The sequence below is a fragment of the Cupriavidus taiwanensis genome (assembly GCF_900250115.1).
Classification (GTDB): Bacteria; Pseudomonadota; Gammaproteobacteria; order Burkholderiales; family Burkholderiaceae; genus Cupriavidus; species Cupriavidus taiwanensis_B.
This window is the reverse complement of the sequence record NZ_LT984805.1, coordinates 158661-181892: the sequence shown is the minus strand read 5'-3', so window position 1 is coordinate 181892 and position 23232 is coordinate 158661. Positions and strand designations below refer to the sequence as shown.

At 63.6% G+C, this 23232-nt stretch carries 24 protein-coding genes and 1 pseudogene; 13 read left to right on the top strand and 12 right to left on the bottom strand.

The window, feature by feature from the left end; genetic code table 11:
* Positions 1–643 precede the first annotated feature (643 nt).
* Both CBM2586_RS29995 and CBM2586_RS29990 read left to right on the top strand, forming a co-directional pair.
* Positions 644–1801 (top strand): helix-turn-helix domain-containing protein, encoded by a 1158-nt coding sequence (locus CBM2586_RS29995; RefSeq protein WP_012354539.1) that lies wholly within the window; start codon positions 644–646, stop codon positions 1799–1801.
* Positions 1802–2006: 205 nt separating this feature from the next.
* Positions 2007–2285: an HU family DNA-binding protein gene (locus CBM2586_RS29990; protein WP_012354538.1), complete on the top strand. Its 279-nt coding sequence runs from the start codon at positions 2007–2009 to the stop codon at positions 2283–2285.
* 554 nt (positions 2286–2839) lie between these two features.
* Here the strand turns inward: CBM2586_RS29990 and CBM2586_RS32485 are convergent.
* From CBM2586_RS32485 to CBM2586_RS29940, 11 genes and pseudogenes are all read right to left on the bottom strand, one after another.
* Positions 2840–3397: a DNA/RNA non-specific endonuclease gene (locus CBM2586_RS32485; RefSeq protein ID WP_250649624.1), complete on the bottom strand. Its 558-nt coding sequence runs from the start codon at positions 3395–3397 to the stop codon at positions 2840–2842.
* Complete coding sequence (locus tag CBM2586_RS32480) at positions 3309–3731, bottom strand: DNA/RNA non-specific endonuclease (protein WP_012354536.1); 423 nt, start codon at positions 3729–3731, stop codon at positions 3309–3311. The genes CBM2586_RS32485 and CBM2586_RS32480 overlap by 89 nt, the downstream gene beginning before the upstream one ends.
* A gap of 63 nt (positions 3732–3794) precedes the next feature.
* Positions 3795–4382, bottom strand: a complete 588-nt coding sequence (locus CBM2586_RS29980; RefSeq protein WP_025586689.1) for a Lar family restriction alleviation protein — start codon at positions 4380–4382, stop codon at positions 3795–3797.
* Between the two features lie 132 nt (positions 4383–4514).
* Entirely contained in the window at positions 4515–4721 is a 207-nt protein-coding gene (locus tag CBM2586_RS29975) for a hypothetical protein (RefSeq protein WP_012354534.1), read from the bottom strand.
* Between the two features lie 2 nt (positions 4722–4723).
* Complete coding sequence (locus CBM2586_RS29970; RefSeq protein WP_012354533.1) at positions 4724–5968, bottom strand: site-specific DNA-methyltransferase; 1245 nt, start codon at positions 5966–5968, stop codon at positions 4724–4726.
* Positions 5965–7086 carry a phage Gp37/Gp68 family protein gene (locus CBM2586_RS29965; protein WP_012354532.1) on the bottom strand — a complete coding sequence of 374 codons (1122 nt, stop codon included), beginning with the start codon at positions 7084–7086 and terminating at the stop codon, positions 5965–5967. The genes CBM2586_RS29970 and CBM2586_RS29965 overlap by 4 nt, the downstream gene beginning before the upstream one ends.
* On the bottom strand, positions 7083–7454 hold the full coding sequence (locus tag CBM2586_RS32300; RefSeq protein ID WP_012354531.1) for a hypothetical protein: 372 nt from the start codon (positions 7452–7454) through the stop codon (positions 7083–7085). The genes CBM2586_RS29965 and CBM2586_RS32300 overlap by 4 nt, the downstream gene beginning before the upstream one ends.
* Positions 7455–7486: 32 nt before the next feature.
* Positions 7487–7867, bottom strand: a complete 381-nt coding sequence (locus CBM2586_RS29955) for a hypothetical protein (protein WP_012354530.1) — start codon at positions 7865–7867, stop codon at positions 7487–7489.
* A complete protein-coding gene (locus CBM2586_RS29950) occupies positions 7864–9078 on the bottom strand; it encodes a DUF1173 family protein (RefSeq protein ID WP_012354529.1) in 1215 nt (404 codons plus the stop codon). The genes CBM2586_RS29955 and CBM2586_RS29950 overlap by 4 nt, the downstream gene beginning before the upstream one ends.
* 12 nt (positions 9079–9090) lie before the next feature.
* Positions 9091–10552 (bottom strand): annotated as a pseudogene (locus CBM2586_RS29945) (3'-5' exonuclease).
* Complete coding sequence (locus tag CBM2586_RS29940) at positions 10549–10992, bottom strand: hypothetical protein (RefSeq protein WP_018004055.1); 444 nt, start codon at positions 10990–10992, stop codon at positions 10549–10551. Before CBM2586_RS29940 ends, CBM2586_RS29945 begins: the two are co-directional and overlap by 4 nt.
* Positions 10993–11153: 161 nt before the next feature.
* Here CBM2586_RS29940 and CBM2586_RS29935 point away from each other — a divergent pair, with 161 nt between their 5' ends.
* From CBM2586_RS29935 to CBM2586_RS29895, 9 genes are all read left to right on the top strand, one after another.
* Entirely contained in the window at positions 11154–11678 is a 525-nt protein-coding gene (locus CBM2586_RS29935) for a hypothetical protein (protein WP_012354527.1), read from the top strand.
* 153 nt (positions 11679–11831) lie between these two features.
* Positions 11832–12041, top strand: coding sequence for a hypothetical protein (locus tag CBM2586_RS29930; protein ID WP_012354526.1), 210 nt, complete (start codon positions 11832–11834; stop codon positions 12039–12041).
* Between the two features lie 80 nt (positions 12042–12121).
* A complete protein-coding gene (locus CBM2586_RS29925; protein ID WP_012354525.1) occupies positions 12122–12499 on the top strand; it encodes an AbrB/MazE/SpoVT family DNA-binding domain-containing protein in 378 nt (125 codons plus the stop codon).
* A gap of 113 nt (positions 12500–12612) precedes the next feature.
* Positions 12613–13098 (top strand): hypothetical protein, encoded by a 486-nt coding sequence (locus CBM2586_RS29920; RefSeq protein ID WP_012354524.1) that lies wholly within the window; start codon positions 12613–12615, stop codon positions 13096–13098.
* A gap of 11 nt (positions 13099–13109) precedes the next feature.
* On the top strand, positions 13110–13343 hold the full coding sequence (locus CBM2586_RS29915; protein WP_012354523.1) for a hypothetical protein: 234 nt from the start codon (positions 13110–13112) through the stop codon (positions 13341–13343).
* Between the two features lie 87 nt (positions 13344–13430).
* A complete protein-coding gene (locus CBM2586_RS29910; protein ID WP_012354522.1) occupies positions 13431–14222 on the top strand; it encodes a hypothetical protein in 792 nt (263 codons plus the stop codon).
* A 1-nt stretch (position 14223) separates the two neighbouring features.
* Positions 14224–14931, top strand: a complete 708-nt coding sequence (locus tag CBM2586_RS29905) for a hypothetical protein (protein WP_012354521.1) — start codon at positions 14224–14226, stop codon at positions 14929–14931.
* A gap of 111 nt (positions 14932–15042) precedes the next feature.
* The gene (locus CBM2586_RS29900) at positions 15043–18144 is read left to right on the top strand and encodes a DEAD/DEAH box helicase (RefSeq protein WP_026163895.1); all 3102 of its coding nucleotides are present in this window, start codon (positions 15043–15045) and stop codon (positions 18142–18144) included.
* Entirely contained in the window at positions 18141–18395 is a 255-nt protein-coding gene (locus tag CBM2586_RS29895) for a hypothetical protein (RefSeq protein ID WP_018004053.1), read from the top strand. The genes CBM2586_RS29900 and CBM2586_RS29895 overlap by 4 nt, the downstream gene beginning before the upstream one ends.
* A 668-nt stretch (positions 18396–19063) precedes the next feature.
* Here CBM2586_RS29895 and CBM2586_RS29890 read toward each other — a convergent pair.
* Complete coding sequence (locus CBM2586_RS29890) at positions 19064–21721, bottom strand: AAA family ATPase (protein ID WP_018004052.1); 2658 nt, start codon at positions 21719–21721, stop codon at positions 19064–19066.
* Positions 21722–22249: 528 nt separating this feature from the next.
* Here CBM2586_RS29890 and CBM2586_RS29885 point away from each other — a divergent pair.
* Together CBM2586_RS29885 and CBM2586_RS29880 are read left to right on the top strand one after the other, a co-directional pair.
* On the top strand, positions 22250–22945 hold the full coding sequence (locus tag CBM2586_RS29885; protein WP_018004051.1) for a hypothetical protein: 696 nt from the start codon (positions 22250–22252) through the stop codon (positions 22943–22945).
* A gap of 56 nt (positions 22946–23001) precedes the next feature.
* Complete coding sequence (locus tag CBM2586_RS29880) at positions 23002–23208, top strand: hypothetical protein (RefSeq protein ID WP_018004050.1); 207 nt, start codon at positions 23002–23004, stop codon at positions 23206–23208.
* Positions 23209–23232: the final 24 nt, after the last annotated feature.

Here is a 23232-nt window from a genome sequence, read left to right as displayed (position 1 = left end):
TCAATCAAATCAAGCAGACAGTGGCCGACATTGAGGAAGGCTGCACACCGCGATAACACTCGATCTCAGCGCCGATGTGCGCGCTGTAACGCAATGAGAGAGATTTTGGGGCGCACAGTTGCACAGTCCCAAGGCTCCATCACGGAAGACACGTCCATTCAGCGAGAGAGCTGGGTACGGTTCAGGCGGCCCGAGACACTGCGGCCAAGGTGAACTGACTTTGGGACGGGGGATTGGATGCGATCGGGCCAGACGGCTATCGCGGATCCCTTCACTTGACGACCGGTAGGCGCAGCCGGCACAGAAATGCGCAAGAACGATTTACCCAAGAGTCTTGCGATGGTGGACCACAAGGGTCGCTATCGCAGTCGCGTCGATCGACGCAGCGGCTTGGGTATTCGCGGGGACGGGCTCGGCGTGAGCCGGGCCATGGACTACGCGGACGGTCGGACCACAGTTCTTCCCTGTGTCTGGTCGATCGAGTGCTATCGCTAAAGGCAAGGAAGGCAGTCCCCCAAATCCGGTGGGGAGAAGTGACCGGCAGGTGTCGAACGAACGGGGCGTTTGACAGTGTTGGAAAAGGGTCGCACCGTAAAGCGCGCCCCCGCCGTGGTGATATCACGGCTGGCCAGGACTAACGAGTATGGGTATCAGGATCGATTTCCGGGGAAAGATCAGGAGCTACGCGTTCCCCGCGCGGCTGGAAGGCGAACTCATCGCGCTGTTCGAGGACAACGTCGACCGCGTAATCAGTAGGTCGAGGCGCAGCAGAAATGCGCTGAGCATCAAGACGCAGGAGTATCGCCTTCTCAATGTCTGCGCCGCAGTGCGCGAGCTGCGGCAGGAGGGTGGCTATGCGGTTGAATCTCCGTGGTCGATTCGGAACAAGCACGTCCAATGGTTGGTGGATAACTGGGTTCGGAAAGGGCAAACAGCGGGAACGATCGAGAACAAGCTCACCTATCTGCGCGCGATGGCTGAGTTCATGAACAAGCCGTATCTGGTCAAGACGCTTGCTGAATACGGCGATCGCACGGAGCATGGGCTCGTTCGCCACTATGTTGCCCAAGAAGACAAGTCCTGGTCGGGGAATGGCATCGACATTGACGCGAAGATCAAGGAGATTGAGAGGACCGATGAGTGGGTAGGCGTTCAGCTTCGCTTGATGTGGCTGTTTGGCCTACGGGTTGAGGAATCCGCGAAGCTTCAGCCGGGCGTGGCGGTGCGCGGCGGCATGCTGCACGTCGAACGCGGAACGAAGGGTGGGCGAAAGCGAGAGGTCTTAATCGACATGCCGGAGACGCAGTACCCGTTGCTTGCCAGAGCGGCGTCGCTGGCCAATCCCAGGACGGGGTCAACCACCCCGACGGACTATACACTTGACCAATGGATGAGCCATTTCTATGAGGTACTGCGAAAGCATGGTCTGGTAAGGAAGGTGACGGGCTGCACTGCACACGGCCTGCGCCATGAATATCTCCAGGGGCTGTACCAGCGCAGTACCGGCGATGCTGCGCCGGTCAAGCGAGGCGCGCGGCTCGCCAGTCGTGAGGTGCATGAGGAGGGACAGCGCGTCGTTGCCCGAGCCGCTGGGCATAGTCGTCCTACTAAGTCGAATGCGTACTTAAGTACATACGCCGTTCAGGAGCGCCTCTCCAAACCTGTTGTCAAGCCTGGGCAGGCGGCCTTGGCACTTGCAGCAGCCAACGGCAACAAATCCCACGCTGCGCTTGCGCTTGGCATCAGCCGCCGCTCGCTGTACCGGCTCTTGGACAGCTACGCCGCGGGAGATCAGTCGTGAAGGTGGAGGATCAGGAAAGCTCGTTTAATTGGCATAGCTTTTACCGGAAAGTTGCGGCGTTTATCCCATCAAAATTGCTGCGGGACGCATTCTGCGCTGCAGCCGTTGGGAAACGCTGCCGAGGTCGCAATCGCCGTTCCGACAACAGTTCGCGGTCGTCCATACTGGGTGACCGCCGTACGCCTACTCTGAGAAGGAAGAATGCATGACGAAATCCGAACTAATTGACGCGATCGCGGCCGGTGTGGACGGTCTTACCAAAGCAAAGGCAGAACAGGCACTGAACGTGACCCTGTCGGCCATCATGGACACCGTGGCCAGGGGTGACGCACTGAACTTGGTTGGCTTCGGCTCCTTCAGCAAGGGCGAGCGTGGCGAACGCATTGCGCGCAATCCGCGAACCGGCGAGAAGATCACGGTGGATGCTGCCAAGACAGTGAAATTTAGACCGGGCCAGAAGTTCAAGGATGCCGCCAATGCGTAGCGATTCGAAGCCTGGGACCTCGGGTAGCAACGACGGGACCTACCTCCATTCCGTTTTCATCGTTCTTAGGCGGGTGATGCAGGTTTTCATTGTGTGATCCCCGCGAGCGTTGTGGGTGCGGTGCTATTTTTTTTTTTTGGCGCTCACGGGACAGGCACCCGTCAAGACTGCCGTGCTGGCGGTACACACTTGGGCCGAGGCGTCGGTGCGGCCTGCCCCGCAAGGGGCAGGCCTGGTAGCAGATTGTGGGGCGGAGCTTGAGGGGCTTTCGAAATTGCGTCGCCCGGCGATATTTGCCCTAACACTGCGATGAAGGTCGTACCGACTGCTGCTGCAGATGCGGCGAGTCGCGAGGTGAGCGCGCTGTATGGGATTCTCGTGTTGATGTCCTTCGGGCTGTTGTTGGCTATGAGGCCAGGCCGTCGTTTCTTCGGAATACCATCGCATTCTTGAGCGGGAGGGCCTGTGATGGCCCTCACAGAACGAAAGGCACGTCCAAAGACGTGCCTTTCATGTTTTTGGAAGGAACATGTTCCCTCCTTCTGGCGTCGCCGCTAACGGGCATAGGCGAGAGCCAACGTGGCCAGCGCGCCTGCGTGCCGTATGAGATGACCGAGCGATTCCGCGTCGCGATTTGCGCTCACAGCGTTGCCGGATACCAACCATGCGAACGCGACGCGGCGGGCCGGCTTCTCCCCCGGGTGTGGGGTGGGTGGCGGGAGGTCGATTGGCGTCGTCCGCGCGTCACCAGCCAATGCTGGGAAGGGTTCGAGACCAGTGAAGTGGGCAAGCTCGGCGATGCTGATGACGCTGTACGCCGGCGTCGCATCGTTGCGAACCACATAGGCCGCTGCGCCGACGCCAGGCACGTAGATCGCTTTCCACAGATACCCAGGTACCCGGACACGTCCGTTGAGCGTGGGGCTGTCCTTGGCGAACGCAGGGCCGGTGACGACCTGGATGGAGCCGTGCTCCCGAGCAAGTTTGCGCGTGGACGTCTCAATATGACTCCACGTCCGGCGGTTAGACATACTGTGCTGCGGGACGATGTTGGCAAGGCTGAAGCTCTCTGCCTGCGAGGCCTTGTCGGCAAAGTCCCCGCTCGGTGCCACCGCGGTCGTAGCCCGATCGAGCGAAGTCCTGCAGTCTGGCCCGGTCCGAAGGCGGCAGCCGGTCTTCCTCGTAGAAGTCGCTGTCGCGCGGCAGCTTGCGGGCCGCCTCCACCGCTGTGGCCGTCAGCCGCTCGGCCGACCACAGCGCCGTGCGGGTGCTGGGCGAGTAGAGCACCGCATAGGCGCGATAGCAGAGAAGCCGTGTATCCCGCGCCGCCTCGCGAACGGCCGGCTGGCCCGCTGATAGCACGTGCGGGCAGGGCGCGGCGTCTTTAGCGACGGCTGCGGTTGCTGCGCTCAGGGCGAGCAAAAGGGCGATGAAGGAGCGGACCATGGTCAGGGAGGAAGGTAAGTGAACACCGTTCCAGCTTGCCAGCCCAGTTACAAAGTCAAGGCGTCACGGCTGCCAATGGTCCGGCACGCCATCGATGGCCTTGCCGATGAACTCGTGCAAGTCGAAGAGCGGCCATTCCCGGTCGGCCAGTGCCTCCTCTGCGATCTCGGCGCACAGCGCCGGCACTGGCTCGAAGCGGACCATGGGCGCGCCGTCGACGTAGATGATCCTGGCGCGCTGGAGCAGCTTCTGATAGCGGGCAGCCTGCGACACCACGGTCTCGGGCGGGTCCACGTGCTTGAACTCGTAGCCCGGCTGGGCGAGAGCCGCGGCCATGGCGGCGAACTTGGGGCCAACCGTCTCCCAGTCCGAGGTGGTCGCCGCGAGCAGGTTCAGGAAGTAGGGGATGTCTGAGCTGGTGAGCGCGCGGCGCGACATCATCGATACGGCTTCCTGGTCGGCAGGGCGATGCTCGACGCGGCTATTCCAGATGGCGCTTAGCCGGGTGAAGGCGGTGTTCTTGTCCGCATCCATGGTGACGGGAGGCGTCGAGATGCCGCATTCTTCACAGACGATGACCGCCTGGAGACGGCCGGCGATATAGGTGGGGGCGCCATCGCAGTGGGCGCATTGTAGGAGGCCGCTGGGCATGGGAAAGGTCAGGGTCGGAAATGCCGGCATTATGCCTGCCCCGAGGGCGGCGCCCAGCGGTCCAGTGTGATGAAGCGTTCGAACAGCGGTCCTGCTATGCCGCGTCGATGGCCAGATAGCCGGCTGTGGTGTTCAGGACTTCCTGGCGCGCGGTGTTCTCGAAGCCTGCAGGATCTCGGCATGGTCGCGTAGCGCGGCTCCGATCTGCCAGAATTCGTTGAGCCAATGGCCGGGTGGGCCCATGGGGCCCCCCAACTGGCCGGTGGTGATCGCTCCCCGAATGGCGAGGACGGTTTCCGGTTCCGGGTATTCGCGGTCGTTGTCGTTGTACTGAGGCATGCCTATCTCGGTTGGGTGGCCCATTGTAGGGCCGGGTGCATCTGGAATCCGTCGGCTTGCCGGAACAGTTCGGCGGCGCCTCGAACGTACTGCAGAATCCATTCCGTGGCGATCCATCGCCTTCCCAGGCGCTCGGCGGCCAGGCCGGTGCGGATCGTCCCGCCGAAAGGATCGACCACCAGGTCGCCCGGCCGGGACAGGAATCGCGTAAAGAAATCCGGAATGTCGGTCGGCTGCATGGCGCCGTGGGTCGGCAGGCCGAGAGACTGCGCGGCGCGGCGGTAAGCCCGGGTGTCCGCGCAGTTGTGACCCCGCTCGATGACATTGCGGGGCAGGCGGCCCGCAGTCTGATTGCCGAAGGCGCTTGCCCGGATGCGATAGGCGCCGTCGCCATACACCGCGTTACGAGTCTCTCCGCCGGCGGCCATCAGTTGGCGGTGCCGGGCGGTGTGGGCCTCGAGGAGCTGGCGGTTGTCCGCGCGCACGCACGACGGATCGTTGGTGAACCACAGCACCGGTTCGTAGGCGGAGGCGAGCTGGACACGGTCGACGCAGGCCCATCGGGTCGGCCCGGGCGGCTTGCTGTAGTTGACCCAGGGGACGCGGCCCATCAGGGAAAGGCCAAGCCGGTCATGCAAGGCCAGCGTGAGGCGCTCTATATAGAGCGAGCGGGCTGGGCTGCGCGGCTCGAAGATGTCGTTCGACACATTGAGGACAATGCTGCCGCCTGGCACAAGCCCTGCGACGATCGGCTCGAGGGCCTTGCACAGGAAGTCGACATACTGCGCTTCCGTGGGATTGCCGTAGGCCCGGGCCTGGCGCAGCGGGTACGGCGGCGAGGTGACGCACAGCGCAATCGGTTCGCCAAGGCCGCGGAAGATTTCCTCGTGGCGCGCCCAGACGGCCACACCCAGGGTGGTGCTGAAGGCGACAAGCCGAACGCCGTTGGCGGCGCGGTCGAGCTCGTGCGTAACAGGCTGCGTCAGCCGCCAGAATCCGGCGCGGTCCGGAATGCGCTCCACGACGCCCATGGCCTTCAGCGTCTGCTGATGCCAGCGCACGGCGCGCTTGAACGGGCTGTGCAGGGTGCCAGCGGCGCCGATCGGGACTTTGGCCTGAGCCTGGGCGAGATCGATCCCGACCGCGGTCGCCACGGCATCGTAGAGCTGGGCGGTGGCGATGCCTTCGGCTGGCGCGTCGGCGAACGCTGCTGCCACGTGTCCGAACAGTTTCAACTGCTCCATCATGCAGCGCCCCGTGCAAGCGCACGCTCGCATGCTGCCGCGACGTCGAACGACGTCACAGGGAAGGCGTCGTGCACGGCGCCGTCGAGCAGCCGGCCCACCGCTTTCTTGCCCACCGCGTGCATCACCGTCACGGGGAACCGGCCCTCGTCGCGGGCGCGCATGAAATCTTGACCGCGCTCGAGCTGCGCGCCATGCCTGTCGAGGCAAATCCCGCCGGCGATCCACGTCTGCGCCTTGTTGACCCATTGCTGAAAGCTGGCGAACTCGCGGAAGACCGGCTCACTGGAGGAACGGTCCACGACTGCCGTATGCCAGTGCCCCCATTGTTTGAAGAGGAAGGGCACGCCGGCTGCCGCGCATTGGTCACGCAACGAGCGCGGCCATGCCGGATGCATCGGCCGGGCACCCGTGCCGCTCTCACCGCCCACGATGATCCAGTCCAGGGAGCCCGGCGCATAGTCGTTGCCGGAGGTATGCAGCAGTTCACCGGTCAGAGTCGAGAACACGTCGACATGCCCGAGCAGCGGTTCCATCGAGAGAAACCGCGTCTTTGCCGGCGCGCGCAGAAGCTTCGGGATGTCGCGGTCGGCTTCCACCTGGTTCACCACGGTTGCGCCCAGCCAGATATCGGCGGGGGCATTGCCGGCGATCCACGTAGCCAGCCACGGAACGAGGGGATTGTCCGCACAGTCGTCGCACAGCATCAGCGTGTTGAACGCATCGCCCAATCGCTTCGTGGCGTTGCCGATGCGCTTGGTCAGCACGAGCTTGTCCAGGTTCGGCGTCTGGCGCCAGACATCGAGCATATCGATGAACCACTCGATCGGCACCTCGTTGTCGAACACATCGGCCAGACTCGCGCAGAAGACGCGTTGCCGGCGCCCGTGTACCGCGGCGAAGGCGTCGTGCGCAGCGTTCCAGTGCAAGGGCTTGCGCCAGTTGGCGGCGGATGTGCGCCGGCGGGGCGCACCGGGGCCCCAGTTTTGGGATTGGCCACCGCCGAAGCGTGCGTTGCGGGCCTCAGCGTAGCAGTGGTCGCAGCCGGGGCCAACCCGCTGGCAGCCTTCCCAGGGATTCCAGCTGTGGTCGGTCCATTCGATCTTGGTGTTTTCGCTCATTTCGTTTTCTCGAACATGTCCATGGTTCGGGTGTCCCGGGTATGGGATGGAAAAGCAAAATCCCTGGCCTGCTGATTCGCGGCTGTGCCGGTGTCTGTGGCAGAAGGGGAATCAGCCACCGAGGACGATTCGTGCGGACACTCGCAGTGCTGCGTGAGCGCATGTACAAAATGCCGGGCGTAGGTTGAGACGGCACGCCAATACGCCGCCATGGGGCCTTTGCGACGGCGCCAGGACAATTCGGCTTCGGCGTTCGATGCCTCGCGCAGTTCGTGGAGCACCGCAGCGATGGCTCGGCGTTGCTCTGGTGGGAGGCGCAGGAGCTGCTGTGCAGCGGGTAGACGCAGGAGGGGATTGATGTAGCCCATCGGGTCGGTGGAAGGTGAGGGATGCTTCCAGCCTATCCAATCGCGGGCAAAGTCAAGCAGGTGTAGGGAGGCGCGTCACGTGGGGCCGAAAGGCCGAACTTCACCGCGGCGGCTCTGAGTGCGTCCACGTCGATTTCGCCGGAGGCGATGACAGCGAGGACCTCTTCGGCAAATCCGTACAGTGCAGTGAGCTCGTCAGCGACGATTTCGCCCACGTAGAGATAGAGTCCGTTGGGCATTCGCCGGACCACAGTGGTCTCTGTTGCCATGCGCGCCAGCAGCGACTCGGCGTGCTCGGCGCCGATGCCGAGATGCCGCTGGACAAGCGGGACAGATGCGGCGCGGTACTGGTGCACCAGCTGAACTGCCTTCAGATACGCACGGTTCATGCCCAGTGGTGCCCGGCTGCTCATGCAGCGCTCGGCCGGGGCAGCCGGACACACGTGATCTGCTGGTCCTGAGGGCGCCATTCGATCACCGGCACGCCGTTGGCGCGGTAGAACGCCTGCTTTTGCGCGAGCCTGGCGTCGTAGTCCGCATTGCCCGTCATGCCAAGGACTTCGATGACGGCCTCAGGAGCCACGTCGGTCAACACAAAGTCGGGATGCACGGCGGCTCGGCCAATGTGGCGCAGCGGTTTGCGGAATGCCCGCTGCAGGCCGACCAGATAGTCAGCCATGGCAACCTCGTATGACGAGTCACAAGGCAGGAACTGGCGGTTGGCCAGCATGGCCGCGGCATCGACCACCGTCAGGTAGCCTGATTTCGACCGCTCGACCAGCAGGACGGCGACGCAACGCTGTTCTGCCTTGCCGATGCCGGACAGGGCGCCCCCGAACGACACCTGCAGGCGCGCGTAGAGGTCGGCGGCCATGAAGAAGCGCTGGGTACTTTGGCGCAGCACGAACTTGCCACCGAACTGGGTCGTGCCGTGGGATTCGATTTCGCCGATCACGATGCCGCGCGGATTGCCGGCCGGAGTGGACGTGAGCCTGCCCTGCCATGCTTCGAACTCCGCCAGGATCTCCGTCCTGCGGCTCGGGTCCCACCGTTGCATGACGTGCAGCAGCCCATCGGCCGGCTTTCCGTTGATACGGCATTCTGCCAGCTCCGTTGTCAGCTGTGACCAGCAGGCGTTCCAGCCGCGCGAACCCGTTCCCGGCCATACGTTCAGCCCTGCTTGCTCCCAGGCGTATTCCAGAAACGCAAGCAGCCCCGCCGAACGCCGTTGCGGCTTCGTGCTCTGCCCTTTGGGGAGGCGCTGGACGGTCTTGGCTGGGGTGTGCGCGCTGACCGAGAGCGAGGCATCGAGGCGGATGTCATGGTGGCCGTCCTTCATCCGGAACGGGTCCAGGTTGTCGCTCGCGCCCGACTTGGCCAGCGCCTGGCGGTTGAATGGGCAGCCTGCAGCATGGTGGTGTGCCTGTTCCGGCCAGCGCGCGAGCAGGAAGATGTCCCGATGTCGGCGAATCACCAGCTTGGGCCGTGGGCGCCGAGTGCTGCATTCGCATTCCGCAAAACCCTGGACCGTCTTCGCGCGCTCGAGGTGACGCGCGTAACGGCCGGGATCTTCCAGTACATCGTCGAGCGGAAACTCGTTCCCGCCAATGCGCACGGTGATCATGGATTCCTCTCCTTAGACGCCGGCTTCCCGGAACATGGTGTACAGATCGCGCCGGATCTCGCTGACGTCGAGTAGACGCTTGGCGCGGGTCATGGCGACGTAGAGCAGCCGCATTTCTTCCGGCGCCATGGTCAACTTGCCGTCGTCGCCGTTCCTGAATTTGAAGTCGCCGGCGAGCTGCACGCGGTCCCACTCAAGGCCCTTGGCGCGGTGGACGGTGGACACGATGTAGTCGGCTTCGTCCTCTGGGGACACGCGGGTGAGGATCAGGCGCAGATAGTCCACCCCCTCGTTGTCGATCAGCTGCACCAGCGGCTTCAGGTCGCGGCCGGCGAACGACTCGGCGTACTCCTGAACCTCCTCCCAGGTCTCGAACAAGGCGAGGGTGGCTGGGTAGCCAATGCGCTGGCCGCGCATCAGCTGCTCGGCGCCGTCGGCGAACGCCCGGAGCTCGTCGACGTTGGCCCGTCCGGCGACGCGGTCGCCGCGGCCGATGCCCTCGGCCAGATGGGTCAGGACCGTGGCGTTCTTGCGGCAAAGGATCGCGTCGAAGCGGTCGTGGCCTGAGGTCGAATCGTGCAGAATTCGGGACTCGACGTGGTCCTGGCCGCGCACTGGCGTGTCCTCATCCATCAGCCGCAGCACGCGGCTGGCCAGCTGTGCAATGGCCGGGCCGAACCGGAACGACTCGGTCAGCGCGCATTCCGGGGCACGGATATGGTCCATGGCGTTGACAGCGCCGCGCCACTCATAGATCTGCTGGTAGGGATCGCCCACGTAGATGACCTGCGCCTGTTGCGCGCGCAGCACCGACAGCATCAGGCCGTCGGCATCTTGCGCTTCGTCGAACAGGATGAAGTCGGCGCCGATGCGCGGCCGGCTGCGCTCAAACAGCTTGACATAGACGTCGTGGGCGATGGCAGACGGCGCATTCGGATCAAGATATTCATCCCAGAGCCGCTTTACATACGGCAGCAGCGATTCGCGCAGGTGCTCGGCTTCCTCTTCCTTGACGATCGCCTCGACCGGGATGTGCCAAGCGAGCGGCTCTGCCTGGGCGGAGCGGCAGAAGCGCGCGGCGCCGTCCATCACCATCCGGGCGACCTTGCTCGGGCTGAGTTCCAGATCCTTGCCGATGGTGGTGGGGCAGGCGTAGTTTACCGAAGCCGTAGCGGATCGCCAGTTGATGGGGTGGCTCGACCGGATTCCTGAGCTTGCGCGTGATCTCCGGGCGCGTGGCGCTGTAGGCGAGCGAATGCACGGTGCGGCAACGGGTGTTCTGCGGAAACTTGCGGGCCGCTTCGTTGGCGATCTCCCGATTGAAGGCCAGATACAGGCCACGCGCGCGGCCGCGGGCCTCAGCGGCCATGCGCAACGTGGAGGTCTTGCCGGCGCCGGCGTACGCCTTGACCTTGACGGCGCCACCGGCACGCACCGCCTCCACGACACACTCTTGTTCGGCGGTAGGAGTCATGCCATCTCCAGTTGTTCCGGCAGGCGCGCAAGAACCCGTCGCCGGATGGTCAGCGCGTGCGCGCGGGAGGCCTCGGCGCGCCGTGCGGCCTCGCCGCTAACTTTGTCAACGATATAGGCGAAGTAGAGGGCGCTGGTGGGCCCGGTCCAGGCCTGCCACTTGGCGCGAACGTCAGCCCGCTGCTCGGCTGTCAGCGAGAAGTAGACGGCGCGTTTCTCGCGCCAGACGCGGGCGTGCAGTCCGCGCATCGTCGTTTCGAGCCTGTCGGAGCGCTGCTGGCGGCGAGCCAGTTCCTCGTCGGCCGAGTGCTGTTCGGCGGCCACGTGTTCCGCGAAGAGCGGATATCGGTCGCGCTCGCGCTGCTGCTTGCGCGCGAAGGCGGCCTGGCGGCGGGCGTTAAAGTCGATAGGGTCGTGGCGTCCGAGTCGTGTGAATCGCATGGGCGGCAAGGAATGGAGTGGTCTAAGACCAAGATACCGGCCCCGCGCCGAAGTCAAGGCGGCGGGCGGGCGAAGTTCGCCGCCAACCATTTTCCGAGGTGTCCTGCCGGCGTAGGCGCCGAAAGCGTTAGAATTTCGGGCGTCTTTTACCGAAATCCCCCATGTCATCCCGCAATCCGACTTCCCGGGAAATCTCCCTGGGCAACCGCCCGAAGCACGAACCGGAGTTCATCGCGCCCGGCGAGCCGCAGTACGGCGAGATCGCCCGACTGGATGCGTTCACGTTCAAGCGCTACCTGGACCGGGTGTTCTGGCATCCACGGCCGGAGGTGCTGCGTTTCGAGGTTCGTGCTATCCCATCGCCTGTGGGCAGCGTCTACGACGTGGTCGCCATCGTGGGGCAGGGCGAGGGAGAGATCTGGTTCTCCGAGGCGGCCGTGCCAGCGCGGTGGGACTATGTAGCGATCACGGAGACAAGCGATGGGCTGGGTCGCATGCAGCGTGAGAAGGCCAAGGCCGAAGGCAAGCTGCCCCAGGACTACAAGCCCTTCGTGGGCGAGGGGCCGGTGCAGGACTATGCCAAGCTCGAAAATCCGGAGGAGGTCGAGCAGCGGCGCTGGGCAGTGGTCAATCGCATCCGCGAGGCCAACCGCCGGGCGCGCGAGGCGGCAGCGTGCGCGCGCTAAGCATCCGATTCTTGTCCCGCGCTGGCAGGCAGGGTAAGATTCGTCCGATTCTCCGCGCATCAGCGCATCGACCTTGCCGGCGTACCGGCCATCTTCATTTCCACCCATTGGGGTTTTTCCCAATGGGGAAGGCTCCATTTCAGGAGCCCTTCCATGCGTATCTTCTCCCGTATCACCGCGCTGGCTGTCCTCGCGACCGTCATCAACCTGTTCGCGGTCCTCTTCTTTCTTTGTACTACCGAGGACGATAGCCTTGCTGCCATGCAAGTGCACATCGTTGCGGAGATCGAGTTTCTGGTGCTGATCAGCTGGCTTCTCGCGAAGCTGCTGGGTCTGGACCGGAAGCCTGCTGCCGCCGCGTGACCGCTCAGGCCAGCGGCCGATTCCACTACCCACCGGGAAATACTCTCCGGTGGGGCGTATCCCGCCTTGCGAGGAAACGTATGACCTCCAGGCGTTTCTCCAATCCGGGCGGCAAAGGCGAGACGGTGTTTATGCATGGTGTCTCCATGTATAAACTCGTCTCTACATTCCGACAGGTGGTTGCCATGTCCAAGTCCGCAACACTTACGATCCAGAAATGGGGCAGCGCCCTCGCCGTGCGCATCCCCACCAGTGCGGCGCGTGCCGCGCATTTCACGGAAGGCCTTGCCGTAGAGGTCGCAGTGGCTGACGTTGGGGTCACTGTCAAGCCGGTCGGCCATCGCAGCCTGACGCTCGCCGAAAAGCTGGCATTGTTCGATCCCGCGAAGCACGGCGGCGAGGCTATGCCCGCAGCGCCTCGCTATCCAACGTCTACGCTGCGGCATGTGAGCAGTTGAACCAGGTTATCGCCATCTAGGCACACCAATCCGGTCGCATTCGCGCTTCCGGACTCAATCACCCATCGGGAACGCCCCCGGTGGGGGCGTTCCCACTTTCTCGAGGTAACGCCATGTTTAAACTCAACACCATCGAAATTGAAGTCGGCCCGGTGCCGGCCGAGGAGGCGTGCGCGCAGGTTGGTCGCGACGACTACAGCGAACGCTCGCGGCGCGAGTGCGCGGTGTACATCCGGCAGCTGCAGCGCATCTTCGGCAATCCGGATCCCACAGTCCTGCGGTTTGTCCGCCGCGGCTTCCCGCATGAACTCGGCCGCTATCACGAAGTGGTTGCCGTTATAACCGCGGAAGGCGCCGACCTGTTCAACGAGTCGTTGTTACCCAGCGAATGGGATCACATCGCTCGCGCCGAATTGACCTGGCTGCGCTTGCAGGGGAAATGGCGCGAAACGGTGAGGGCCCGCCCCTCGGCGATCGAGCTTGTACCGGACATCTTCCAGCGTACGGAGATTCCTGATTTTCCGAATCATCCGGCTGCGATGTGGTGGGCACTGGGATTCATGCCCATGCCGATCGGCCGCGCCATCTCGATTCACTGAGGGGCCACGCCATGACCAACACCCTTGCGAAGCCGACGATCGTTGTGCATCTGGACGGCGGCCTGGTGCAGTACGTTGGGAGTGACTCCCACGTCCCCGTGATCGTCGTCGACCATGACCTCGAAGGTGCAGGCGAAGACGAAGTCAAAACCCCGCCCGATGGCGGCCGCGCCACTGTCCGTCTGGAAGCCTCCACCGACATGAGCCGCGAGTCCGCCCAGCGCTGGATGGAACTGGCCACTTAAGCGGTTCCGTCCGCCCTGATTCACCGATTCATTCCCTCGGGAGACCATCCCGACGGGGCGGTCTCCCATATTCCTTGAGAGACCGACATGTACAACCAGATCATTGAGAAATTCATTGCGGCCCAGCGTACGGCCCGCCAGGCTTACCAGGATGCCGCGCAGTTTGAGCGCGAGGCGCTGGCCAGCACAGGCGCAGGCGAGCCGTTCTTTGCAGTCGGCGTGCGTTCCGAGTACCGCCAGGACGACGAACTTGAGAAGTTCTGCTTCGCGCTGGCTGGGAACGTTGTCAGCCGCGCGCGTCGCGAGTTCGCCCCGGTGGGGGCGCGACTCGATATCGACAACCAGGCCGAGTTCGACCGCGCCGGACTGGATATCGGCAAGGCGCTGAAAAAAGGCAATATCCCCGATGTCGACCAGCTCTGGGCATCCCTCAGCGCGTACTACAACGGCGACGGCGGTGCCACCACCGCGTACCGGCAAGCTGCGGCACGCATTGTCCGTGGCTTCGGCTTGCACCGGAATGCGGAAGTGAAGCGCACCGCGTCCGGCGTCGTGCTCAAAAAGAGCGTCCATTCCGAGGCGGGGTGGAAATCTGCCCGCCGCAGGGTTGGTTACTACAGCACGCAGCCCACGGCAGACTGCCTGTCAGGCCTGGCTACCTTCGCCGGAAAGGCGGGTAACGCGGTGCTGGCGAGCATGCTGCAGCGAATCGATCTGCATCAGCTGGAATACACCTCACGCGAGAAGATGTCCATGCCGGGCCTCGACATCACGCTCTACAACGACAAGTGGGAGTTTAAGTTCTCGCACGAGTTGGCTGAACCGCTCATGCTGTTCGTGGGCGAGTACGGCCAGGACGCCATGCAGGAACGGCACTGAGATGTACAACGCGCTTGTTGAGGCGTTTCGCTCGGCGCAGGGCGCTTCGCTCGATGCCTATGACCGGGTCTGCGCGCTTGCCGCGCAGGTCCGCGCCGATGCGACGATCGTTCCCGTGCCTATCGACCAGGCTGGCGACTTTCGTCGGTTCCTTCGACGCCTCGTTGCGAGCCTGATCGATCGGGCAAGCAAGGAGTTCGGCATCGAAGGCGCACCCGTGTGCATCGACGAGACGCGCATTCCGGTGAACGGCCACCCGAACATCTGGGAGGCCATCCGCGCCGGCGATACGCCCGATCTCGACCGCTACTGGCGGGTGCTTGCCGAGCGGTACCAGGCCAGCGGCCGCGCGTTGGCGTACCGGCAGGTCGCCGAGACGCTCGCTGCGGCGCTGCAGTTCGATCAGCCCAATGCCGTGCGCCGGCACGCCAAAGTCGTGCGGCTGCGGCTCAAGGCGCCTTCGTTGCCTGTGGCTGCCGCGCGTCCGTCACGGCGCGTTGCAGCAGACGCGCATGCCGACGTGCGCGCGGCCTTGCTAGCGCTGGCCGCGTATGCGCAGGATGCGGGCGAGCCCGCCCTGGCAGGTTGCCTGCGCCAGTTCGACCATGGTGAGGTATTCGCTGCGCAGCAGCGGCGGACTTTCCCAGGGTTGGACGTCCTGCAATACAACGAGTACTGGGAATTGCGGTTCGCCGCGCGTCTCGGATAAGGCCTTCTAGCCTTCGTCGCCCAGCACCTGCAAGAGCCGGCTGCTGCCTAAGCAGCTTGGCACCTTCTCCTGCCCCGTCGACGACGGGGCATTTTCTTTTTCAGGATCCCTATGACTCACTGGTACGAGCCCTTGCGGGCCATCGTCAGCCTCGGTTCGCAGGCAGACAAGATTTCCCACATGGGAGAGTTGCATGCCGCGCGTCAGAGGCATCTGTCGCAATTCTTTACCACCGATGCCATCGCCCGACAGATGTGGGGCGTTGTGGACAGCTGGCGCCCCGACCGTAAGGTCTCGGTGCTGGACAATTCTGTCGGCTCCGCCCGGCTGTTGCAGTTCGCGGATCCGGCGGCGCACACGCTGTATGGCGTCGACGTGCATGAGCCGACGATTGCCGCTGTCCAGCAGTGTGTAGAGGCCGCCGGCTTCGAAGGAAGCTTCCGCATGGCTGGGATGGAGGAGATTCACCCGCGTCACTTCGACGTAGCCATTATCAACCCGCCGTTCTCGATCCACCTCGAATCGCCGCATCTGCAGCCCTTCTGCTGCACCACGTGGGGCCGGTTCGGGGCCAACAGCAGCGCCCTCAGCCATGAATATGCGCTGGCCCAGGCGCTCGAGGCCGCGCAGGTGGTGGTAGCGTTGTTGCCGACGAGCTTTGTCGATCGCTTCGCGAACGTCGTGGATCACCGGGATGCGCACAGCACGGCCGCGCGCCGCGTGGTCGGCATCTTTGATTTGCCGGCCTCGGCCTTCCGGGAGGAAGGCGCCACGGTGCACACCTCCATTGCGGTGTTCGGCCGCTACCGGATGGGGCGCGTCGTGCGTCAAGCGCACGGCGATTTCACCGTCCCGCTGCCCGGCCTGGACCTGAACGTGGATGACCGTCATTACCATGAGCCACGCCTGAACCATCAGGTGCTGGACGATACCGGCCCTGCCATCATGCGGCCGGTGACTTCGCAGAAACGGGTACGCATTGCCAATGATGGGCGTCGAATCGTCCTGGGCTTCGAGTGCGGATTCGTGGAGGCCATGGTGCTCAACCGGCTGTTGGAACGGCGCATCCTGCCATTGGATGGTCAGCGCCTGCCGCACGGCATGCGCTATGCCGGCAGCGGCCGCCTCGATCTGGAAGCCTATCTCGTGCAGGACGACCCGATGGCCGCGCTGGGCAGCCTTCTGCGGCTGATCCGTGACGCCGGCGGCGTGCCCGAACTGGCACCGGGCTTCTTGGAGCATTTTGGGAAGCGGCTGCGGCGTAGCGCGCGCCAGGCGACGCCCCTGCGGCACACCGTCTGGACGACTGGCGTGAATGCCGCGGAAGCCATCAGCGGCGTGGCCCTCAAAAGCCATGTCGCGGATCCGCTGAAGTGGGGCAGCCCCGTGATCAAGGCAGGCGAGGCCGTGGCATTCGTTCGCCAGCCGGACGGCCGCTACGCTTATCAGGCGGGCAATGCTCAGTTTGTGCTGACTCTGGACGAGCTCATGAGCCGCTTTGCCGTCAGCCGGTCGGCCCAGACATGGGAGACCGTGCACGAAGGCCTCTCGGTGAAGTATCCGGGACAGGCGTTGGCGCTGCGCCTGCGTATGCAGGCGCTCGGCATCGATCGGTGGCTGAACTGGGAGTTTCAGCAAAATGACCTGGTGGAACTGCTGCAGAAACCGTGCGGCGCGGTTGCCGCCTGGGAACAGGGTTGCGGCAAGTCGAGGCTCGCCGCGGCGCTGATCCTGCTGGCCGGGGTCAAGCACGGCTTGATCGTTGTTGAGGCACGCCTGGTACCGGAAATGCGTGCCGAGCTGGCGCAGATCCTGCCACCGGCGGCGGTACACGTCATCGACTCGCCGGAAAGCCTTGGCGCGCTCGGGCAGATTAATCTCATTGCCTACGAGCGGCTGCGCATGCCGGTGTGCCGGGAAGCGTCTCGGCGCGTCACATACGCCCATCGGCTCCGACGCCGGATTGGCCTGCTGGTGGCCGACGAAGGGGAACGGTTGTCGAACCCGAACAGCGACCAGAGCCGCGCGCTCTGGCAGCTGTCGGCGAGGCGCCGCTACATCCTCACCGGGAGCCCTATCGCGAACTACCCGCGCGATGTGTTTGGCCTTATCGCATTCACGGGTGGTGATGGTACCGCCGCTCAGCCTTATGGCTACCGCCGTGGCTACCTGGATAGCCAATGGCTGGCCACCGTGCAGCATGCCCAGCGCGGGGTAGACCGGTTCCGGGATGACTTCGTCGTGCTGGAATGGGTGACATGGGAGTTTGCCGAGAGCCTGCAGGACGGCGCAAAGCGGGAGGTGCCGAAGATCGGCAACTTGCCGCTGTACCGCCAGATGCTGGCGCCGCACGTCAAGCGCCGGCTGGTTTGCGAGCCAGACGTGGCCAGGTACATCCAGATCGATCCACCGGCAGTCGAAGTGGTCGAGACGGACTGGGACCCGGCGCACCTGTCGTTGTATCTGCGCACGGCCGACGAGTTCGCGGAATGGTATCGGGAGATCCGTCGCACCGACGGACGCTCGAACAACCTGATCGCGATCCTGGCTCGGATCCGCGCGGTGCACTTCGCCGCCAACTACCCGCAGTATGGGGTGGACGGGGTGGGGACGCTGGGGCAGCTGACCAGCAAGCAACGCGCCGTGATCGACCGCTTGAATGCCATCGCCGAGGAAGGAAAGCAGGCCATCCTGTTTGCCGAAAACCCCCGGGTGATCGACCTGATAGCGGGGCAGCTCAAGGCTCGGGGCGTCGAGACAGTCCCGTTCCATGGCGGCATCCCGATCACGAAACGCGTGGCCGACAAGGACAAGCGGTTTGTGAATGGCTCCGCCACCGGCCTGCTGTGCACGAAGGGCTCGGGTAGGGCAGGGTACAACCTGCCCAATGCCGACTACGTGCTCTTCTATGACCGTTCGTGGACGTGGCGCATCGAGTATCAGGCGATGCGACGCGCGCTGCGGTGGAACCGGAAGGGCCAGTTGAAGGTGGTGTATTTCCACCTGCCGGGGAGCATTGATAAGTACCAGGACCAGATGGTGGCGCACAAGCGCGACGCCATGGAAGCCGGGTTGGACTGGGCGACGCCGGAACTGGAGGACGAAGCGTTTCTGCACATGGATACGCTTCTCGATGCATTTGTCGAGGACCTGGCGGCGCTACACGGCCGCGAGAATCGCGACCAGCGCCAGCTGCTCAAGGAGGCCGCATGAAAGCGAATGAATGCACTGTCACCCTGGGTGAAGGCGTGGCGACGATCAAGCGCCGCGGAACGCGCGGCACGATTGTTGCCAACGTCCTCGGCACGGTGGAAGCGAATGGGGTAGAAGTCATCTGCCTCGATCGCCTTGTCCATGGCATTTTCGAGAGCGAGCTGGGCGGTTGGCAGGTCAGCGGGGCGGTCACCACCCTGCTGGCCAGACCGATTGGCCCGGTGCCGGAGAAAGGCACTCAAAATAGCTGAGCTTTCGGGACAATGCGACACCCCAAACCGCCATAAGATAGTTTCCGTAGTGCCCGCTACGGAAACTCTCTCAGTTGGACCCTTCTCCCAGCCCTCCCTTCGTGGAGGGTTTTTTTCGGCTGATCGCCGAGTTCCGAGGGCAATGGAAGAGCTGACGGCCGAGTTCGTTTAGGGTTGTTCGATGCCTGCCGTCATCCGCAGGAATGTGAGTGTGCCACCGCGCCTTGCTGGCAGGCGTCGAACAAGCCTAAACGGTAGCGGAAGTCAGGGTCAGCGGCGAGGCCGGGTAGTCGGGCGATTTCCGGATTCGGCCAGAAGGTGAAAGTAGCCCGCATCGTCGGCTGGGCGTGCAAACGTCGGAATCAGTCAGTAAGCGACCATTCGATGCGCCACAACGAACGTTGCTTGCTTGTCTTTGAAGACATCCACCCCAATCGAGTTGAACGTCTACAGGCAGACAATGCTGTGTCGCGAACGGACCTACACGCACCCATGCACACCCGGCAGGCAACCTGCGAAAGCGAAGCGTGCGAAGTAGTCAAGGCACGCCGTGACGGGCCGCCTCCTGCGCGATTTTATTGCATGCTTTCTATCGCCTAGCAGATCGCTGCCAATTGTTTGGCGACATAGACGCGCGACGCACAGCCAAAGGGGGCCGATGTGTTCTTTTAGGCCTGCTTGAAAGCCGCCGAGCGTTCAAGAAGCTCCCGACGGCGGCGATCGGTGTCGTCGTTGAGCTTCTTCCGAGTCGCGAAGAACACTCTCGCTGCCTCGATGTCTGCTCGCAACTCATCCGCAGTCGGCGGGGTCGTGTCGGTATCCGCCGCGGTATCATGCGCAGCGAAGTGGGAGCAGCGCGCCATCGCCTCGTGGAGCGCCACGTATTCCTCATCGCTCAGCGCCACGGCCCGGAGCCGTTGTGTCGACACGCCGGGCCGAAAACGCACCACCGTCTCGCACAGAATTGCCTCCTCCACTCCTCGCTCCCAAGTCTCGCGCAACCGTCCATATCCAGTCCGGACGAGATTCTCGCTGTGATCGACTTCTCCCGCATCTAGAAGGCGATCGGCCTCCGTCGCCATATTCTTGATGCGCTCCAAGCGTTCACCAACTTTGATCCCTGCAAAGGGAAGCTCAGGGAAAACCAGCCCCGCGCGCTGCCTGATGCGCCGCACGCTCATTGCGCTCGCCTCGACTTTTTGGGCGCTCGCTTCATCGGCCAAATGAAGAGCGAACGGCAAGTCGTGAGTGAACACAATCACCTGCCGGCTCGACGCTTCTTGAACGAGGCGGCGGGCGACCTTTTCACGATGCGCGTGATCGAGCGACGACATGGGATCGTCGAAGATGATCGCGCCATGCCCCTCCATCAGCGAGACTTCCGCCATGAAGGTGGCAAGCGCAAGCGCGCGTTGCTCGCCCTCGCTGAGGACTTCGCCCACCCGCTCGCCGCCAGAAGTGGCAAGCTTCACCTGCTGCTTCGCCTTCCCCCTTTCCGTTCGCGTGGTGCTGCGGATCGGCACATGGCCGACGCCCAGCGCGGCGCACTCGCGGACGAAAGCCGCTTCTGCGTCAGCGGACAATGCTTCGGCGTGAAGCGCGCTCATCTTTCTCGAAACTGGGGTCGAATCCGCTGCTCGATGGGCAGCTTGAAGCTTTTTCTTCAAGGCCAGGTCCTCCCCGATCTGCATGATCTGCGTGAGCCTACCCAACAGTGCTTGCCGCGACTTCAAGTCGGCGAGCGCTTGCTCGCTCTTCTTGCGCCCGTCCGCCGCCGCGAGCTTGTCAAAGCGCGCGGCCTCTTCCTCGATGGCGCGAGACAAATCACGTAGCTCAGTGGAATGCAAAGAGATCGCCGGGGCCGCAGCGTCGAACCTTTTAGCAACCCAAGCTTCGGTGAGCGCGGCCTGCCTGCTCGACAAGCGGTCGGCCGCTTGTTGCAGGACCTGGCCCGCTCCCGGCTTGGCCTGTTCGATCTCGTTCACAAGCGCATGGTCTGCCCACAGGGCGGCCGGATCTACCGAGGCAATGGAGGAGAATGCGGCGCTGGCCTTTATCCTAGCGGCCTCCGCGAGCTTTTGCGCCTCTTGCTCAATGAACGTCTCGAAACGTCGCATGCGCTCGGCTGCCGCGGCAGTGAGATTTTGCTGACACAGCACGCACTGGCTGCCATCAACGTGCGGAAAACGATGTTCCGGGTAGGCCAACGTCGTTGAGTAATGCCGCGCGGCGCTCAGCAGCGCGAGCCACGGATCTGAGCCTGTTCCCGGCAACAGGCCGCCGTCCGCAGCAAAAGCCTCCGCTGCAAGCCGGGCTGCAGTTTCAGCGGCAACAACCGCCGCCCCATACCCAATCGCGGCTAACGCCTTATCATCGGAGAGCGCCGCTTCGCACCGCTCCCACCGCGTCGCCAGACCTTCAATGCGGGCCTTTTTGCCGCGCAGATCGGCCGCACGCGCAGAGGGATTCGCCTCGGCAAGCTCCTCCTCTAATCTTTTGATTTCCGCGACATCCGCTTCGGACAGCGTGGCGAGCGCCGCGAGCTCCTTTCGATACGCCGGAAGGTGGAAGCGCTTCTCGAATGCTGCGAGCGAGCGGCCTACCGCATGTTCGCCCAGAAGGTCGGCGAAGGAAGCGGCCGACGCTTGAATGCCGTTGATTTCAAGTTCGAGCCGGGCGCGAAGCGTGCCACACAAGGTCGCGAGCTTCGCGAGAACGTCGAGGCCGCGCGGCGTATATGCGACCTCGCCTTCCGCGTCAGTGAAGGCGCGCGCGCATTGGCTGTCGAACACGGCGACCGTCGCCAGCTCCGCAGGGGCCGGCGAGCCTTGTTGCCAAGCCAGCGTTTCGGGGCCGGCGGCACCCTCGCGCTGGACAAGGATCTCAGCGCTCGGATTCTCTCCCGCCGCATCCGAGAAAACGTCGCCCAAGATGAGTCCGCCGGTTGCCCTCGCTCGGCACGCCTTGCGCAATACTCGAGAATATCCCGATTTGCCCGCCCCGTTGTTTCCATAGATAACCGTCACGCCGATCGGCGAGAACGGGATCGACTGGTCTGCGGCGATGGCGTTAACCCCACGCAGGGTGCGCAGCGCCAAGAGAGTGATTGGTTTCGAGGCCGCGTCGACGGCCGGCAGCATATCGCGAGTTAGGGGCTGTGCGACACGGCCTGCCGGATCATCGATTCCAGCGTGCGCTTTCGCCAGGGCGATGATCTCGCCAATCTCGGCCTCATCAATTCGGCCGTTTATGACCAAACGGCGGGCGGCGTCAGAAAGCCACGGTTCTTGCGTCTCGATCCAGTCAGCGATGCGCGCGAAGATCATGAGCCATGTCTCTCGTCAATATAGTGCGGCGAGTATAGCTCTCGCAGCGGGCGCGATCCGCGAGATGAAAGCCTCATTATTGTTTTTTTACGACATAGCCGATAGCTCGAAGCGCTGCCCGTCCCTCGACAAATTCATTTTGCATACACCTGACGCGTGTACGTAAAAAGCGCGTAGTCTTTTTGCGCGTCCTAATTGGATTCAAGCTTGGAATCTCTCAGTCTAAATTCCGCAAGGGCCGAACTACTGTTCCAGAAAAGTAAATTTGGATGACCGCACTGCTCTGGTAGCAGCCGCTGGACATCGAGAGCGCGACCGGCCGCTCCGGGTCGGTCGGAGACGGTCGAATAGCCGCTTGACGCCCGTCGTCGTAAGCTCCCTCGGCACATCGGCCCAAACATCCGCACTTTCTAGGGTCGTCGATCCCGGCAACCCCTCGTACCGAAGCCGACCGTTAAACGGTCGCAGGAAAAGGGAACCGGCGGGGGCGCGTATGCTGTACCCCATTTGACACACGAGGAGCTTGCCATGAAGACGAAAGACCTACTGGCGGACGAGCGTGCCACTGACAAGGCGCTGGCGCGACCGTTGCCCCTCGAACTTGCCCGACCGGAATGGGATGACGCCGGGGTGGCTGACTTCGTCGTCTTCACGGAGCCGCCGAAGGCGCCCGGGATACGCGCGGTGCTCCAGCACCTGCGCAAGGGTGTGAAGGACGCGAAGAAGCTGGACAAGGGCTCGGAGCGCTACAGCATCCTCGAAGGCTTCGGCCTCCATCGGGAGTATGGCACGAAGCCCCCGACGATGTTCGTGGAAGACGGGATTCAGTTTCAGAGCATCCAATATCGCCTGATCGCCTGCACTCACAACCTGACGCCCATTGGCTACTGCACCTTCGACCTAACGCTGAGCCATGGAAGCGGCTGCGCGTTGGAAGTCAATGATGTCTGGGCGGAGCCCGCCTGGCGCGAGCAAGGCATTGGGTCAGCCTTCGCGCAGATTGTGGCGCGGATCGCCGCGGCCACATTGGAAGAGGTGGATTTCCGGTTGGCGGGGGGACTCAGGCATATCAGGTCGATCCCAATCCTTATCGAAGCAGATGTGTACTCGGAATCCGGTGAAGATTTCCTGTTTTCCGTCGGCCGTGCCCTAGAGTACGCAGCCGATGACGTGATGTGGATGTCGTACGCCGGCTTGGATATTGAGGTGGAGCCACGCTGGTGAGTCCAGGACGCGCGTAGCGTCACTCGACGTTTGCCCAGGGCCTCTCGGACCGTGTCATGGCGCTCGACCAGCGCCCGCACGATGGCTGGGCAGACGATTCCGACCGCGTCGCTCGCGTCGCGTTCCAGCTTCTTGATGGCGGCATCGGCATCCAACTGCGCGTCCGCGATCACGTCTTCCAGCAGTTTCGCCTCTTCGATATCGGCTTCGGTCGGCTTGGATTCATCCCGCGGGTAGATCACCCCTCAAGAAGCGGGGGCTAGGAACGATTCCCGTGGCAGGCAGTG